Annotated in this window: 25 protein-coding genes; all 25 read left to right on the forward strand. The window is 61.1% G+C overall.

What is annotated here, in order from left to right:
• Positions 1-28: 28 nt before the first annotated feature.
• The 25 genes from rpsL to rplO all read left to right on the forward strand — a co-directional run bounded on the left by rpsL (position 29) and on the right by rplO (position 14,353).
• On the forward strand, positions 29-403 hold the full coding sequence (rpsL, locus tag DGN21_RS04665) for a 30S ribosomal protein S12 (RefSeq protein ID WP_002811712.1): 375 nt from the start codon (positions 29-31) through the stop codon (positions 401-403).
• 12 nt (positions 404-415) lie between these two features.
• Positions 416-883, forward strand: a complete 468-nt coding sequence (gene rpsG / locus DGN21_RS04670) for a 30S ribosomal protein S7 (protein WP_005993356.1) — start codon at positions 416-418, stop codon at positions 881-883.
• Positions 884-1,020: 137 nt separating this feature from the next.
• Complete coding sequence (gene fusA / locus DGN21_RS04675) at positions 1,021-3,138, forward strand: elongation factor G (RefSeq protein WP_024938568.1); 2,118 nt, start codon at positions 1,021-1,023, stop codon at positions 3,136-3,138.
• A gap of 48 nt (positions 3,139-3,186) precedes the next feature.
• Positions 3,187-4,377 (forward strand): elongation factor Tu, encoded by a 1,191-nt coding sequence (gene tuf, locus DGN21_RS04680; RefSeq protein WP_215825135.1) that lies wholly within the window; start codon positions 3,187-3,189, stop codon positions 4,375-4,377.
• A gap of 466 nt (positions 4,378-4,843) precedes the next feature.
• Positions 4,844-5,155, forward strand: coding sequence for a 30S ribosomal protein S10 (gene rpsJ, locus DGN21_RS04685; RefSeq protein WP_003486723.1), 312 nt, complete (start codon positions 4,844-4,846; stop codon positions 5,153-5,155).
• 11 nt (positions 5,156-5,166) lie between these two features.
• The gene (rplC, locus tag DGN21_RS04690; RefSeq protein ID WP_005993363.1) at positions 5,167-5,817 is read left to right on the forward strand and encodes a 50S ribosomal protein L3; all 651 of its coding nucleotides are present in this window, start codon (positions 5,167-5,169) and stop codon (positions 5,815-5,817) included.
• Positions 5,818-5,829: 12 nt separating this feature from the next.
• A complete protein-coding gene (gene rplD, locus DGN21_RS04695) occupies positions 5,830-6,435 on the forward strand; it encodes a 50S ribosomal protein L4 (protein WP_024938567.1) in 606 nt (201 codons plus the stop codon).
• Positions 6,432-6,731: a 50S ribosomal protein L23 gene (gene rplW / locus DGN21_RS04700; protein WP_002811694.1), complete on the forward strand. Its 300-nt coding sequence runs from the start codon at positions 6,432-6,434 to the stop codon at positions 6,729-6,731. Before rplD ends, rplW begins: the two co-directional genes overlap by 4 nt.
• A 10-nt stretch (positions 6,732-6,741) precedes the next feature.
• Positions 6,742-7,569, forward strand: a complete 828-nt coding sequence (rplB, locus tag DGN21_RS04705; RefSeq protein WP_003486715.1) for a 50S ribosomal protein L2 — start codon at positions 6,742-6,744, stop codon at positions 7,567-7,569.
• A 6-nt stretch (positions 7,570-7,575) separates the two neighbouring features.
• On the forward strand, positions 7,576-7,845 hold the full coding sequence (rpsS, locus tag DGN21_RS04710; RefSeq protein WP_005993369.1) for a 30S ribosomal protein S19: 270 nt from the start codon (positions 7,576-7,578) through the stop codon (positions 7,843-7,845).
• A gap of 12 nt (positions 7,846-7,857) precedes the next feature.
• Complete coding sequence (rplV, locus tag DGN21_RS04715; protein ID WP_002811686.1) at positions 7,858-8,193, forward strand: 50S ribosomal protein L22; 336 nt, start codon at positions 7,858-7,860, stop codon at positions 8,191-8,193.
• Between the two features lie 17 nt (positions 8,194-8,210).
• Positions 8,211-8,945: a 30S ribosomal protein S3 gene (gene rpsC, locus DGN21_RS04720; RefSeq protein WP_024938565.1), complete on the forward strand. Its 735-nt coding sequence runs from the start codon at positions 8,211-8,213 to the stop codon at positions 8,943-8,945.
• 5 nt (positions 8,946-8,950) lie between these two features.
• The gene (rplP, locus tag DGN21_RS04725; protein WP_011036127.1) at positions 8,951-9,364 is read left to right on the forward strand and encodes a 50S ribosomal protein L16; all 414 of its coding nucleotides are present in this window, start codon (positions 8,951-8,953) and stop codon (positions 9,362-9,364) included.
• The gene (rpmC, locus tag DGN21_RS04730) at positions 9,364-9,549 is read left to right on the forward strand and encodes a 50S ribosomal protein L29 (RefSeq protein ID WP_006450638.1); all 186 of its coding nucleotides are present in this window, start codon (positions 9,364-9,366) and stop codon (positions 9,547-9,549) included. The genes rplP and rpmC overlap by 1 nt, the downstream gene beginning before the upstream one ends.
• A gap of 11 nt (positions 9,550-9,560) precedes the next feature.
• Complete coding sequence (gene rpsQ / locus DGN21_RS04735) at positions 9,561-9,830, forward strand: 30S ribosomal protein S17 (protein ID WP_016900663.1); 270 nt, start codon at positions 9,561-9,563, stop codon at positions 9,828-9,830.
• Between the two features lie 14 nt (positions 9,831-9,844).
• Positions 9,845-10,213: a 50S ribosomal protein L14 gene (rplN, locus tag DGN21_RS04740; RefSeq protein WP_003486699.1), complete on the forward strand. Its 369-nt coding sequence runs from the start codon at positions 9,845-9,847 to the stop codon at positions 10,211-10,213.
• 15 nt (positions 10,214-10,228) lie between these two features.
• Positions 10,229-10,546 (forward strand): 50S ribosomal protein L24, encoded by a 318-nt coding sequence (rplX, locus tag DGN21_RS04745; RefSeq protein WP_215825136.1) that lies wholly within the window; start codon positions 10,229-10,231, stop codon positions 10,544-10,546.
• 11 nt (positions 10,547-10,557) lie between these two features.
• Complete coding sequence (gene rplE, locus DGN21_RS04750; protein WP_010371090.1) at positions 10,558-11,100, forward strand: 50S ribosomal protein L5; 543 nt, start codon at positions 10,558-10,560, stop codon at positions 11,098-11,100.
• Positions 11,101-11,118: 18 nt separating this feature from the next.
• Positions 11,119-11,424 carry a 30S ribosomal protein S14 gene (gene rpsN, locus DGN21_RS04755; RefSeq protein WP_005917137.1) on the forward strand — a complete coding sequence of 102 codons (306 nt, stop codon included), beginning with the start codon at positions 11,119-11,121 and terminating at the stop codon, positions 11,422-11,424.
• Positions 11,425-11,629: 205 nt separating this feature from the next.
• Complete coding sequence (gene rpsH, locus DGN21_RS04760; protein ID WP_010371096.1) at positions 11,630-12,028, forward strand: 30S ribosomal protein S8; 399 nt, start codon at positions 11,630-11,632, stop codon at positions 12,026-12,028.
• A gap of 15 nt (positions 12,029-12,043) precedes the next feature.
• Positions 12,044-12,571: a 50S ribosomal protein L6 gene (rplF, locus tag DGN21_RS04765; protein WP_024938564.1), complete on the forward strand. Its 528-nt coding sequence runs from the start codon at positions 12,044-12,046 to the stop codon at positions 12,569-12,571.
• Between the two features lie 88 nt (positions 12,572-12,659).
• Positions 12,660-13,019 (forward strand): 50S ribosomal protein L18, encoded by a 360-nt coding sequence (rplR, locus tag DGN21_RS04770; protein WP_016900655.1) that lies wholly within the window; start codon positions 12,660-12,662, stop codon positions 13,017-13,019.
• Positions 13,020-13,178: 159 nt separating this feature from the next.
• Positions 13,179-13,721, forward strand: a complete 543-nt coding sequence (gene rpsE / locus DGN21_RS04775; protein ID WP_003486682.1) for a 30S ribosomal protein S5 — start codon at positions 13,179-13,181, stop codon at positions 13,719-13,721.
• Entirely contained in the window at positions 13,714-13,905 is a 192-nt protein-coding gene (rpmD, locus tag DGN21_RS04780) for a 50S ribosomal protein L30 (protein WP_024938563.1), read from the forward strand. The genes rpsE and rpmD overlap by 8 nt, the downstream gene beginning before the upstream one ends.
• A gap of 4 nt (positions 13,906-13,909) precedes the next feature.
• Positions 13,910-14,353 carry a 50S ribosomal protein L15 gene (gene rplO, locus DGN21_RS04785; RefSeq protein WP_016900650.1) on the forward strand — a complete coding sequence of 148 codons (444 nt, stop codon included), beginning with the start codon at positions 13,910-13,912 and terminating at the stop codon, positions 14,351-14,353.
• The last annotated feature ends 2 nt before the right edge of the window (positions 14,354-14,355 follow it).

Below are 14,355 nucleotides of genomic sequence, written 5' to 3' on the forward strand. Positions count from 1 at the left end.
TCGGCCTCTCAATCAGAAGAATCAACTGATGACGACGATCAATCAGCTGGTCCGCAAGCCTCGGCAAGCGACCACCTACAAGAGTGCCTCCCCGGCACTGGACAAGTGTCCGCAGCGCCGTGGCGTCTGCACACGCGTCTACACCACTACCCCGAAGAAGCCGAACTCGGCCCTGCGTAAGGTTGCCAAAGTGCGCCTGACGAACCAGGAAGAGGTCATCAGCTACATCGGTGGTGAAGGCCACAACCTGCAGGAGCACTCCGTGGTCCTGATTCGTGGTGGCCGCGTCAAGGATCTTCCCGGTGTGCGTTATCACACCGTCCGTGGTTCGCTGGACGCCGCCGGCGTCGCAAAGCGCCGTCAAGGTCGTTCCAAGTACGGCGCCAAGCGCCCGAAGAGCTAAGGAAACACTCCAATGTCCCGTAAAGGTTCTACTCCGCAGCGCACCGTCCTGCCTGATCCAAAGCATGGCAGCGAAACCATTGCCCGCTTCATCAATATGGTGATGCAAAGTGGCAAGAAGTCGGTTGCTGAGAAAATTGTCTATGGCGCGATGGACGTCATTGGCGAAAAGAATCCGAATGCCGTCGAGCTGGTGCAGAAAGCACTGGACAACGTGGCCCCGGCTGTCGAAGTTAAATCGCGTCGCGTCGGTGGTGCTACCTATCAGGTGCCCGTCGAAGTGCGCTCCTCCCGTCGCATGGCGCTGGCAATGCGCTGGTTGATCGACTCCGCGCGCAAGCGTGGCGAGAACACCATGCCGCGCAAGCTGGCTGCAGAACTGCTGGACGCCTCGGAAAGCCGCGGCGGCGCGATCAAGAAGCGCGAAGAGACGCACCGTATGGCGGAGGCGAACAAGGCGTTCGCACATTACCGCTGGTGACCTCGTGGGCCTTGGTAACGGGGCCCTTCAGCACCATCTGAGTGCTGTTTGCGACGCGTTACGCGTCGCATCCAATCCGAAGGCCGCCGAAAGGCGGCGTTCGGCCATCCGAAATCCAAGAAATTGAGAGGCTCCCCGTGGCCCGCACCACCCCTATCGAGCGTTACCGCAACTTCGGCATCATGGCCCACATCGATGCCGGCAAGACCACCACTTCCGAGCGCATCCTGTTCTACACCGGTGTCAGTCACAAGATCGGCGAAGTCCATGACGGCGCTGCAGTGATGGACTGGATGGAGCAGGAGCAGGAGCGTGGTATCACCATCACCTCCGCTGCGACCACCGCGTTCTGGTCGGGCATGGACAAGTCCATGCCGCAGCACCGCTTCAACATCATCGACACCCCCGGGCACGTTGACTTCACCATCGAAGTGGAGCGCTCCTTGCGCGTGCTCGACGGTGCGGTGTTCGTGTTGTGCGCCGTCGGTGGCGTGCAGCCGCAGTCCGAGACCGTGTGGCGTCAGGCCAACAAGTACTCGGTGCCGCGCATGGCCTTCGTCAACAAGATGGACCGTACCGGTGCCAACTTCGACAAGGTCGTCGAGCAGCTGAAGGCCCGTCTGGGTGCCTACGCTGTGCCGATGCAGGTGCCGATCGGCGCTGAAGACGGCTTCGAGGGCGTGGTCGACCTGCTCAAGATGAAGGCGATCCATTGGGATACCGCATCGCAGGGCACCACCTTCGAATACCGCGACATCCCGGCCGATCTGGTCGAGATCGCGACCGAGGCGCGTTCGTTCATGGTCGAGGCGGCTGCAGAAGCCAGCGAAGACCTGATGGACAAGTACCTCAACGAGGGCGACCTGAGCGAAGAAGAGATCCTGGTGGGTCTGCGCGAGCGCACCCTGAAGGTCGAAATCGTGCCGGTGTTCTGCGGTTCGGCGTTCAAGAACAAGGGCGTGCAGGCCATGCTCGACGGCGTCGTGCACCTGTTGCCGTCGCCGGCCGACCGTCCGCCGGTCCAGGGTATCGATGAGGACGAGAAGGAAGACACCCGTCCGGCCACCGATACCGCGCCGTTCTCGGCGTTGGCGTTCAAGATCATGACCGACCCGTTCGTGGGCTCGCTGACGTTCTTCCGTGTCTACTCGGGCACGTTGAACTCCGGCGACCAGGTCTACAACCCGGTCAAGTCGAAGAAAGAGCGCGTGGGCCGCATCCTGCAGATGCACTCCAACAATCGCGAAGAGATCAAGGAAGTGCGCGCTGGTGACATCGCCGCTGCCGTGGGTCTGAAGGACGTCACCACCGGCGACACGCTGTGTGCGCAGGACAAGGTCATCACCCTGGAGCGCATGGTGTTCCCGGAGCCGGTGATCTCGATGGCGGTGGAGCCCAAGACCAAGTCGGACCAGGAAAAGATGGGCATGGCCCTGGGCCGTCTGGCGCAGGAAGATCCCTCGTTCCGCGTCAAGACCGACGAGGAATCCGGCCAGACCATCATCTCGGGCATGGGCGAGTTGCACCTGGACATCATCGTTGACCGTATGCGTCGCGAGTTCAATGTCGAGGCCAACGTCGGCAAGCCGCAGGTGGCCTACCGCGAAACCATCCGCAAGTCCGACGTCAAGTCCGACTACAAGCACGCCAAGCAGTCCGGTGGTAAGGGTCAGTACGGTCACGTGGTGATCGAGCTGTCGCCGATGACCGAGGACGATCGCAAGAGCGACAACGTCAAGGACGATTTCCTCTTCATCAACGACATCACCGGCGGCATCATTCCGAAGGAATTCATCCCCTCGGTCGAAAAAGGTCTGCGCGAGACGATCACCAGTGGTCCGATCGCTGGCTTCCCGGTGGTGGGCGTGAAGGTCAAGCTGGTGTTCGGCTCGTACCACGACGTCGACTCCTCGGAAATGGCGTTCAAGCTGGCCGCGTCGATGGCGTTCAAGCAGGGCTTTGCGAAAGCCAGCCCGGTGTTGCTGGAGCCGATCATGAAGGTCGAAATCGTCAGCCCGGAGGATTACCTGGGTGACGTGATGGGCGACGTGAGCCGCCGTCGTGGCGTGTTGCAGGGTCAGGACGACAGCCCGTCGGGCAAGATCATCAACGCGATGATTCCGCTCGGTGAAATGTTCGGCTACGCGACCTCGCTGCGCTCGATGAGCCAGGGCCGCGCGACGTTCTCGATGGAATTCGACCACTACGAAGAGGCACCGGCCAACATCGCCGACGCCGTCACCAAGAAGGGCTGAGTTCGCTCAGCCGCTTCTCACAAATTTTTCAATTAGAGGTAGTTAGTCATGGCAAAAGCTAAATTTGAGCGCACCAAGCCGCACGTGAACGTCGGCACCATCGGTCACGTTGACCATGGCAAGACCACGTTGACAGCCGCGCTGACCAAGATCGGTGCTGAGCGTTTCGGTGGCGAGTTCAAGGCGTATGACGCGATCGACGCGGCGCCGGAAGAGAAGGCGCGCGGCATCACGATTTCGACCGCCCACGTCGAATACGAGTCCCCGACCCGTCACTACGCGCACGTCGATTGCCCCGGCCACGCCGACTACGTCAAGAACATGATCACCGGTGCGGCGCAGATGGACGGCGCGATCCTGGTGTGTTCGGCTGCTGACGGCCCGATGCCGCAGACCCGCGAGCACATCCTGCTCTCGCGTCAGGTTGGCGTGCCGCACATCGTGGTTTTCCTGAACAAGGCCGACATGGTCGACGACGCCGAGCTGCTCGAGCTGGTCGAGATGGAAGTGCGCGAGCTGCTCAGCAAGTACGACTTCCCGGGCGATGACACCCCGATCATCCACGGTTCGGCGCGTCTGGCGCTGGACGGCGACCAGAGCGAAATCGGCGTGCCGGCGATCCTGAAGCTGGTCGAGGCGCTGGATTCGTTCATTCCGGAGCCGACCCGCGACGTCGACCGTCCGTTCCTGATGCCGGTCGAAGACGTGTTCTCGATCTCCGGCCGCGGCACCGTGGTGACCGGTCGTATCGAGCGCGGCATCATCAAGGTTGGCGACGAAATCGAAATCGTCGGCATCCGCGACACCCAGAAGACCACCGTCACCGGCGTGGAAATGTTCCGCAAGCTGCTGGACCAGGGCCAGGCAGGCGACAACGCCGGTCTGCTGCTGCGCGGCACCAAGCGTGACGACGTCGAGCGCGGCCAGGTGCTGTGCAAGCCGGGTTCGATCAAGCCGCACACCGAGTTCGAAGCCGAAGTCTACGTGCTGTCCAAGGACGAGGGTGGTCGTCATACCCCGTTCTTCAAGGGCTACCGTCCGCAGTTCTACTTCCGCACCACCGACATCACTGGCGCCTGCCAGCTGCCGGAAGGCGTGGAGATGGTGATGCCGGGCGACAACGTGAAGATGGTCGTGACCCTGATCAACCCGGTCGCGATGGACGAAGGTCTGCGCTTCGCCATCCGTGAAGGCGGTCGTACCGTCGGCGCCGGCGTGGTTGCCAAGATCATCAAGTAAGTGTCTGCAATCCAGCGGCTTTAGTCGCTGGATCTGCAAGAAGGAGGGTCGGCGCAAGCCGGCCCTTTTTTTGTTCGCCAGGTCGGGTGGATGTGCTTGCGGGGGCGTATTGACAGACCAGGGCGCTTGCACAGGTAAAAGTCCATCGCTATAATGCGCGGCTCGGTGTCCCTGGGTAGGGCGCTGAGTTACAGCGAAAAGAACGGCAGGATGCCGCTCGTGTTCGCCAGACCGGGAAGGTCGCGTTGCATGGAGCACTCAACAACTCACATGTTGTTGACCGTGCTCTTGTTGCGCACTATACTTTTCCGTCTGGGCGGGCCGGTTTACCGGTCTGCCTCAGTTTTTGGGCGGAGGAAATGCCCTCGCCAGCAGGATGCGCGGCGATTTCATCTACGTCAGGAATATCGGGGCAGGTATCCCAGAGGCCTTGCCCGTCGCTCTTTTAACGAAGGAAGCTTCCGTCATGTCGGAACAAAAGATCCGGATTCGGTTGAAGGCGTTCGATCATCGTTTGATCGACCGTTCGGCCAGCGAGATCGTCGAAACGGCTAAGCGGACCGGCGCGCAAGTGCGTGGCCCGATCCCGTTGCCGACCAAGATCGAACGTTACACCATCCTCGTATCCCCGCATGCCGACAAGGATGCGCGTGACCAGTACGAAACCCGCACGCACAAGCGTGTGCTCGATATCGTCGACCCGAACGACAAGACCGTGGACGCGCTGATGAAGCTCGAACTCGCGGCTGGCGTCGACGTACAGATCAAGTTGACCTGAGGACTACGACCATGACGAAGAAATATTCGTTGGGCTTCGTGGGCCGCAAGGCTGGCATGAGCCGCGTCTTCACTGAAGACGGCCGCTCGGTGCCGGTTACGCTGATCGAAGCAACTCCGAACCGCATCGCGCAGATCAAGACCGTTGAAACCGACGGTTACAGCGCAGTGCAGATTACCGTTGGCGCGCGTCGCGCCGCACTGGTCAACAAGCCGGCCGCTGGTCACTTCGCCAAGGCGAAGGTGGAAGCGGGTCGCGGCTTGTGGGAATTCCGCGTTGAAGATGCGCAGCTCGGCGATTTCGCCGTCGGCGGCGAAATCAAGGCGGACATCTTCGAGGTCGGCCAGAAGGTCGACGTCCAGGGCGTCACCAAGGGTAAGGGTTTCCAGGGCACCATCAAGCGCTACAACTTCCGTATGGGCGATGCAACTCACGGTAACTCGCTGTCGCATCGCGCGCCGGGTTCGTTGGGTCAGCGCCAGACCCCGGGTCGCGTTTTCCCGGGTAAGAAGATGTCGGGCCACATGGGCGCCGTGCAGCAAAGCACGCAGAACCTGGAAGTGGTCAAGGTCGACGTCGAGCGTGGTCTGATTGCTATCCGCGGCGCCGTGCCTGGCGCAGCTGGTGGCGACGTGATCGTCCGTCCGGCGAGCAAGGCATAAGGAGAGATGACGATGGAACTCGTTATCACGGGTAGCAACAACAAGGTCTCGGTCTCCGATGCCGTGTTCGGTCGCGAATTCAGCGAAGATCTGGTTCACCAGGTCGTCGTCGCTTATCGCAATGCCGGCCGCGCTGGTACCAAGGCTCAGAAGACGCGTTCGGAAGTTGCGGGCACGACCAAGAAGTCGAAGAAGCAGAAGGGCGGCGGTGCGCGTCATGGCGCGCTGACGGCTCCGATCTTCATCGGCGGCGGCGTGACCTTTGCGGCCAAGCCGCGCAGCTTCGAACAGAAAGTCAACCGCAAGATGTACCGTGCGGCCATCTGCGCGATCTTCTCTGAGCTTAATCGCCAGGGTCGCCTGATGATCGTCGATGCGTTCGACGTCGAAACCACCAAGACCCAGGGTCTGATCGAGAAGCTGAAGGGACTGGACGTGGGCAAGCGCCCGCTGATCGTCACCGAGGAAGCGTCCGAGCACCTGTATCTGTCCGCCCGCAATCTGCCTTATGTGCAGGTGCGTGATGTGCAGGGTCTGGATCCGGTCGCTCTGGTCGGGGCCGATACGGTCGTGATCACCGCCGATGCGGTCAAGAAGGTCGAGGAGTGGCTGGCATGAGCAGCAACGAAAAAATCTTCAGCGTGCTGCGTGCTCCGCGAGTCTCCGAAAAGACCGCGCGCCTGCAGGAAATCTCCAACCAGTATGTCTTCGAAGTTTCGAACGAAGCCACCAAGGCCGATGTAAAGGCCGCGGTTGAGCAGCTGTTCGACGTCAAGGTCAAAGCAGTCAACGTGGTCAACGTCAAGGGCAAGAGCAAGTCCTTCCGTAACCGTGCTGGCAGCCGTGGCAATTGGCGCAAGGCGTACGTCCGCCTGGTTGATGGTCAGTCCATCGACGTAACGGCCAAGGCCTGAGGTCCATCCCATGCCATTGATGAAGTTCAAACCCACCTCTCCCGGCCGTCGTTCCGCCGTGCGCGTGGTCACCCCCGATCTGCACAAGGGCGCACCGCACGCGGCGCTGCTCGACTCGCAGAGCAAGTCCGGTGGTCGTAACCACCATGGCCGCATCACCGTGCGTCACGTCGGTGGTGGCCACAAGCAGCACTACCGCATCATCGACTTCAAGCGCAACAAGGAAGGTATTCCGGCGCGTGTGGAGCGGATCGAATACGATCCGAACCGTACCGCTCATATCGCCCTGCTGTGCTACGTCGACGGCGAGCGTCGCTACATCATCGCCCCCAAGGGCTTGAAGGCTGGCGATCAGGTCATTGCCGGTGCCAACGCACCGATCAAGACCGGCAATACGCTGCCGCTGCGCAACATCCCGGTCGGTACGACGGTTCACGGTATCGAGCTGAAGCCGGGTAAGGGCGCTCAGATCGCACGTGCTGCCGGTGCAGCCGTCCAGCTGGTCGCTCGCGAAGGCATCTATGCCACGCTGCGTCTGCGCTCGGGCGAAATGCGCAAGGTGCCGGTCGAGTGCCGCGCCACCATCGGCGAAGTCGGCAACGACGAGCACAACCTCGAGAAGCTGGGCAAGGCTGGCGCCAAGCGCTGGCGCGGTGTTCGTCCGACCGTTCGCGGTGCGGCCATGAACCCGGTCGATCACCCGCACGGTGGTGGTGAGGCCAAGGCTGGCCAGGGTAATCCGCATCCGGTCACCCCGTGGGGTGTTCCGACCAAGGGTTACAAGACGCGCAAGAACAAGCGCACCCAGCAATTCATCGTCCGCGATCGTAGGGGCTAATCGACCATGGCACGTTCACTTAAGAAGGGCCCGTTCGTCGATCACCACCTTGCAAAGAAGGTGGAGTCCGCTGCGGGTAGCAAGAAGCCGATCAAGACCTGGTCGCGCCGTTCGATGATCCTGCCGGAAATGGTAGGCATCACCATCGCCGTGCATAACGGCAAGAACCACATTCCGGTGCTCGTCAACGAGAATATGGTCGGCCACAAGCTCGGCGAATTTGCCGTCACCCGGACCTTCAAGGGTCACGGTGGCGACAAGAAGTCGAGCAGGTAAGGAGAGATGACGATGGAAGCGAAAGCAATCCTGCGCACCGCGCGCATCTCCCCGCAGAAGGCCCGTCTGGTCGCTGACCAGGTGCGTGGACTGTCCGCCGAACGTGCGGTCAATCTGCTGAAGTTCTCGGACAAGAAGGCTGCGCACCTGATCAAGAAGGTTGTGGAGTCGGCTATTGCCAATGCCGAGAACAATCAGGGCGCGGATGTCGACGAGCTGAAGGTCAAGACCATCATGGTTGATGAAGGTCCCTCCCTGAAGCGTTTCATGGCGCGGGCGAAAGGCCGCGGTACCCGCATCCTCAAGCGCACCAGTCACATCACTGTGATTGTCGGCGCCGCCAAGTAAGCGGAAAGGAAAAGACCATGGGTCATAAAGTTCATCCGACTGGAATTCGCCTTGGCATCGCCAAGGACTGGAATTCCAAGTGGTACGCAAGCAAGGCCGACTTCGCCGCCTACCTGGCAGCCGACCTGAAAGTGCGTGAAATGCTGCGCAAGAAGCTCGCGCAGGCAGGTATCAGCAAGATCTTGATCGAGCGCCCTGCCAAAACCGCCCGCGTGACGATCCACACCGCCCGTCCGGGCGTGGTGATCGGCAAGCGTGGCGAGGACATCGAAAAGCTGCGTAAGGAAGTGAGCGCGATGATGGGTGTTCCTGCCCACATCAACGTCACCGAAGTGCGCAAGCCGGAGCTGGATGCGCAGCTGGTCGCCGAGTCGATCGCGCAGCAGCTTGAGCGTCGCATCATGTTCCGCCGCGCAATGAAGCGCTCGGTCGGCAACGCGATGCGCTTGGGTGCCCTGGGCATCAAGGTCAATGTGGCTGGCCGCCTCAACGGTGCAGAAATCGCCCGTTCGGAGTGGTACCGCGAAGGCCGCGTGCCGCTGCACACGCTACGTGCCGACATCGATTACGGTTTTGCCGAGGCGTCCACGACGTACGGCATCATCGGCATCAAGGTCTGGATCTATAAGGGTGAGGTCTTCGACTTCTCCCAGGTTGGCCAGGAGAAGCAGGACGACAGCCCGCGCAACGATCGTAACGATCGCGGCGACCGTGGTGACCGTCCTTCGCGCCCGGCTCGTGAAGCGAGGTAACGGCAATGTTGCAACCCAAGCGAACCAAATATCGCAAGATGCACAAGGGCCGTAACGACGGCCTGGCATGGAGCGGAAACGCCGTCAGCTTCGGCGAGTACGGCCTCAAGGCAACCGCGCACGGTCAGCTGACCGCGCGTCAGATTGAAGCAGCACGTCGTACGATCAGCCGCCACGTCAAGAAGGGAGGCAAGATGTGGATTCGTGTGTTCCCCGACAAGCCGATCACCAAGAAGCCGATCGAAGTCCGCATGGGCTCCGGTAAGGGCAACGTGGAGTACTGGGTCGCGCAGATTCAGCCGGGCCGCATGATCTATGAAATCGAGGGTATTCCCGAGGATATCGCACGTGAGGCGTTCCGCCTTGCCGCCGCGAAATTGTCGGTGACCACCACTTTCGTGACCCGGACGGTGCGCTGATGGATATCAAACAACTCCGCGAGAAGTCGGCTGACGAACTGAAGGCCCACCTGACCGATCTGCGTAAGGAGCAGTTCTCGCTCCGTATGCAGCAGGTCACCGGCCAGCTGCCGAAGACCCACGATACCCGCCGGGTGCGCCGCGAGATTGCTCGCGTCAAGTACCTGCTCGGCAGCACCAAGTAAGGACGGCCGCGATGAGCGACAACAACGAAAAGCAAGCGCTGCGCACGGTCGAAGGCCGTGTCGTCAGCAACAAGATGGACAAGACGGTCACCGTGTTGGTGGAGCGCCAGGTCAAGCACCCGTTGTACGGTAAGTACATCAAGCGCTCGTCCAAGCTCCACGCACACGACGCCGACAATGCCTGCAACGAAGGCGATGTCGTGCGTGTGACCGAGATTGCTCCAATGTCCAAGACCAAGAACTGGCGGGTGGTCGAAATCGTCACCCGTTCGGCCGAATAAGGGAGATCTGAATCATGATCCAGATGCAGAGCTACCTCGATGTCGCCGACAATTCGGGTGCCAAGGAAGTGATGTGCATCAAGGTGCTGGGCGGCTCCAAGCGCCGTTACGCACACATTGGCGACATCATCAAGGTGACCGTCAAGGACGCCATTCCGCGCGGTAAGGTCAAGAAGGGCGAAGTCTACGACGCCGTCGTGGTGCGTACCCGCAAGGGTGTGCGCCGTCCCGACGGTTCGCTGATCCGCTTCGATGGCAACGCCGCTGTGCTGTTGAACAATAAGCAGGAGCCGATCGGGACCCGCATCTTCGGGCCGGTGACGCGCGAGCTGCGTTCCGAGAAGTTCATGAAGATCGTCTCGCTCGCTCCCGAAGTGCTGTGAGCGGAGGACATATACATGGCTAACCGTATCAAGAAGGGCGACCAGGTCGTCATCAACACCGGCAAGGACAAGGGTAAGCAGGGTGAAGTTGTGCGTGTGGATGGCGATCGCGTGATCGTCTCCAATGCCAACGTCATCAAGCGCCACACCAAGCCGAACCCGCAGGCGGGTATCGCCGGCGGCGTGGTCGAGCGTGAAGCGTCGATCCATATCTCCAACGTCAATATCGTCAACCCGGCAACGGGCAAGGGCGAGCGCGTTGGCTTCAAGGTGCTGGAGGATGGACGCAAATTGCGTGTGTTCCGCTCCAGCGGTGAGGCGCTCGACGCCTGAGGAATGCGATCATGAACACTCGTCTCGAAAAGTTTTACAAGGAAAACGTGGTTCCGGCCCTGATGAAGGAATTCGGCTACACCAATCCGATGGAAGTGCCGAAGCTGGTCAAGGTCACGCTCAACATGGGCGTGGGCGAGGCGGCTACCAACAAGAAGATTCTGGAAAATGCGGTCGCCGACATGTCCAAGATCTCCGGTCAGAAGCCGGTGGTCACCAAGTCGCGCGTTTCGGTCGCATCGTTCAAGATTCGTGACGGTTGGCCGATCGGCTGCAAGACCACGTTGCGTCGCGCCAAGATGTACGAGTTTCTGGATCGTCTGATCAACATCTCACTGCCGCGCGTGCGCGACTTCCGTGGTGTTTCGGGTCGCTCCTTTGACGGTCGTGGCAACTTCAACATGGGTGTGAAGGAACAGATCATCTTCCCGGAAATCGACTTCGACGCCGTCGACGCGATCCGCGGTATGGATATCGCCATCACCACCACCGCCAAGACGGATGCGGAAGCGAAGGCGCTGCTGGCAGCGTTCAAGTTCCCGTTCCGTAACTGACCGTCGAGGACATCCGAAATGGCAAAGACCTCCATGATCCACCGCGACATCAAGCGTGCAAAGCTGGCGAAGAAATTCGCCGGCAAGCGTGATGCGCTGAAGAAGATCCTCTCCAGCCAGGATGCGTCCTACGAAGAGAAGATCGACGCGTCGACCAAGTTGCAGAAGCTGCCGCGCGATTCGTCGCCGAGCCGCCACCGCAACCGTTGCGAGTTGTCCGGTCGTCCGCGCGGTGTCTACCGCAAGTTCGGTCTGGGTCGCAACATGCTGCGCAAAGCCACCATGAACGGCGACGTTCCGGGCCTGCGCAAGGCAAGTTGGTAACAGCATTGCCGGTCGCTCGCGGCCGGCTTGAGCAGGATGGTTCTGTTCAACATGGGAGTCCGACGCAAGTCGGGCTCTTTTGTCGTATACTTCCGCTTCTGTCTTGCCCGCACGGGCCTGGCATGGCGTAAAGGGTCCTGGCCCATCCCCAGGAAAACACAAGATTTTCGCGAAAGCGGATATCGGTGCACTCAAAGGTACTCATATGAGCATGACTGATCCCATCGCCGACCTGCTGGTACGCATCAAGAATGCGGCCGCGGTTGGTAAGCAGACGGTGAAATTGCCGTCGTCCAAGATCAAGGTCGCGATCGCCCAAGTCCTGAAGGACGAGGGTTACATCACCGACCTGCGCGTGACAGCGACCGAGAACAACAAGTCGGAGCTGGAAATCGTGCTGAAGTATTTCGAAGGCCGTCCGGTCATCGAGACCCTGAAGCGTTTCTCGCGCTCGGGTCTGCGCCAGTACCGCGGCAAGACCGAGCTGCCCAAGGTCCTGGGTGGCCTGGGTATCGCCATCATTTCCACGTCGAAGGGCATCATGACCGATGCGCAGGCTCGCGAAGCCGGCGTTGGTGGTGAAGTCCTGTGCTTCGTGGCCTAAGGGAAGGAATCGATCATGTCCCGTGTAGCCAAGAAGCCTGTCTCCCTTCCGAAGGGTGTTGAACTCAAGGTCCAGCCCGAGCTGGTCAGCGTCAAGGGCCCGAAGGGCACCCTGACCCTGCCGAAGCCGGTTGGCGTCGAAATCGCCGTTGACGGCGACGTTGCCACGCTGTCGGCCAACGAGCCGTCGCAGATCGCCATCACCGGCACCGTGCGCGCCATCCTTGCCAATATGGTCAAGGGCGTGTCCGAAGGCTTCGAGCGCAAGCTCGAGCTGGTGGGCGTCGGTTACCGTGCCGCCATGCAGGGCAAGGACCTGAGCCTGGCGCTCGGCTTCTCGCACCCGCTGGTGTTCGTGGCGCCGGAAGGCATCACGCTGTCGACCCCGACCCAGACCGAAATCGTGGTCCAGGGCGCCGACAAGCAGCGCGTCGGCGAAGTTGCCGCCAAGATTCGCGGTTTCCGTCCGCCGGAGCCCTACAAGGGCAAGGGTGTGAAGTACGCCGGTGAAGTCATCATTCGCAAGGAAGCCAAGAAGGCTTAATGGCGAGTCCCTCGCAAGAGCCCGCACATCCCTGTGCGGACTTTTGATAGGAGCGCGCTTTCCCTTCAGCTTCCGTAGGATAAATATCATGAGCATCAACAAGAACATCGCCCGTCTGCGTCGCGCAAAGTCCACCCGTTCGCACATCCGTGAACTGGGCGTCGCTCGCCTGTCGGTGCTGCGCACCGGCCAGCATCTGTATGCGCAGGTCTTCACCGCCGACGGCTCCAAGGTGATCGCTGCGGCGAACACCCTGCAGGCCGACGTCAAGGAAGGCCTGAAGAACGGCAAGAACAGCGATGCGGCCGTCAAGGTCGGCAAGCTGATCGCCGAGCGCGCCAAGGCTGCGGGCATCGAGAAGGTCGCATTCGACCGCTCGGGCTATCGCTACCATGGCCGTATCAAGGCGCTGGCCGACGCAGCTCGCGAAGGCGGCCTGCAGTTCTAAGCACTGCTGCGGATGTGGCCATCGGCCACATCCGCGTTACCGCCGGCAGGGGAGATGCCGGACCGTCCCGTTCTTTTGCAACGGTGCCGGGAACACAGCGTGACTTCACAACCATAAGCGGCTTCGAGCCGTACATACCCAATCAATCAAGGAATCAAGATGGCAGAAGAACGTGCACCGCGGGGTCGTGATCGCGACCGTAACCGCGAAGAGAAAGTCGACGATGGCATGATCGAAAAGCTGGTCGCGGTCAATCGCGTCAGCAAGACGGTCAAGGGCGGTCGCCAGTTCACCTTCACCGCGTTGACCGTGGTCGGCGATGGTCTGGGCAAGGTCGGTTTCGGTTATGGCAAGGCGCGCGAAGTACCGGTCGCCATCCAGAAGTCGATGGAGCAGGCGCGCAAGAACCTGGCCACTGTGGATCTGAACAACGGTACCTTGTGGCACGCCGTCAAGTCCGGCCACGGCGCAGCACGCGTCTACATGCAGCCGGCGTCGGAAGGTACGGGCGTCATCGCCGGCGGCGCCATGCGCGCCGTGCTGGAAGCGGTCGGCGTCAAGAACGTGCTGGCCAAGGCGGTTGGTTCGCGTAATCCGATCAACCTGGTCCGTGCAACCCTGAAGGGTCTGTCGGAAGTGCAGTCGCCGGCCCGTGTTGCGGCCAAGCGCGGCAAGAAGGTGGAGGAGCTCAACCATGGCTAAGGACACCAACAAGACCGTGAAGGTGCGCCTGGTGCGTGGCCTGCGTGGAACCCAATCGCGTCACCGCCTGTCGGTGCGTGCGTTGGGCCTGAATAAGCTCAACGATGTGCGTGAACTGAAGGACAGCCCGCAGGTTCGCGGTCTGATCAATACCGTTCACTACCTCGTCAAGGTTGAGGACTAATCCCATGACTTTGCATCTCAATGACCTCAAGCCCGCCGACGGCGCCCGTACCGAGCGCACCCGCGTCGGTCGCGGCATCGGTTCCGGTCTCGGCAAGACCTGCGGCCGCGGCCACAAGGGTTCGTTCGCTCGCAAGGGCGGCGGCAAGATCAAGGCCGGCTTCGAAGGCGGCCAGACGCCGATGCAGCGCCGTCTGCCGAAGATCGGCTTCCGTTCCAAGATGGCGCGTGACAGTGCCGAAGTGTTGTCCTACCAGCTGGACAAGCTGGAAGCCGGTGAGATCGACTTTGCAGCGCTGCGTGCGGCCAATCTGGTCCCGAGCCGCGCCAAGAAGGCGAAGATCGTGCTGAAGGGCGAGCTGAGCAAGAAGTTCGTGCTGAAGGGTGTCGCCGCAAGTGCGGGCGCCAAGGCAGCAATCGAAGCTGCCGGCGGCAGCGTAGAGGAGTAATC

Source organism: Xanthomonas sp. MLO165, assembly GCF_018831305.1.
Taxonomy (GTDB): Bacteria; Pseudomonadota; Gammaproteobacteria; order Xanthomonadales; family Xanthomonadaceae; genus Xanthomonas; species Xanthomonas arboricola.